The organism is Sphingobium sp. D43FB, assembly GCF_002312805.1.
Classification (GTDB): Bacteria; Pseudomonadota; Alphaproteobacteria; order Sphingomonadales; family Sphingomonadaceae; genus Sphingobium.
Genome location: NZ_NMUA01000169.1, coordinates 1 through 657, shown reverse-complemented (window position 1 = coordinate 657; position 657 = coordinate 1). Strand labels below are relative to the sequence as shown.

General features: G+C 57.4%; 1 protein-coding gene. It reads right to left on the bottom strand.

The window, feature by feature from the left end:
- On the bottom strand, positions 1-657 hold a 657-nt coding region (locus tag SxD43FB_RS23860), incomplete at both ends, for an MFS transporter (RefSeq protein WP_141249653.1).

Here is a 657-nt window from a genome sequence, read left to right as displayed (position 1 = left end):
GGAACTGCGGGATGACGAAGGTCGATCCGTACATCACCATGCCCAGCGCTAGCGCCATGATAACGACGCTGCCGAACTGTCTGCTCATGACGATTCGCAACTTAAGGACGGGCTTTGTTGCCCGGATCTGTCCGATCCCCAACATCACAAACCCTGCTACGGTTATAAACGTCAGCCGGATGATAAGCGTCGATTCGAACCAGTCTTCACGGTGCCCCTCCTCGAGCACGATCGTCAGTCCGCCAAGGCCAAGGATCAGGCCTATAATACCCAACCAGTCGGCCTCGCGAAGATAGACCCAATTCGTACGTTCGTGCGGCAGGCCGAGCAACAGGAGCAAGAGGAGTATCCCGCAGACCGGCACATTGACGAAGAAGGCATAATGCCAGCTCAAATTTTCCGTCAGCCAGCCGCCGAGCAAGGGGCCAAGAACGGGGCCCAAGATTACGGTCATTCCGAAAAGGGCCATCCCGATAGGCTGCTGGGGTGGCGGGAGTCGCTTTGCGACAATCGTCATGGCGGTCGGTATCAGCAGCCCTCCCATAAGGCCCTGCCCGGTTCGTCCGATGATCATAGTCGTAAGATCTGTGGCGATGCCGCATAGGATGGAGAACCCGGTAAAGGCGGTCACGGAAATGAGGAGGAGGGTTCTCAGTC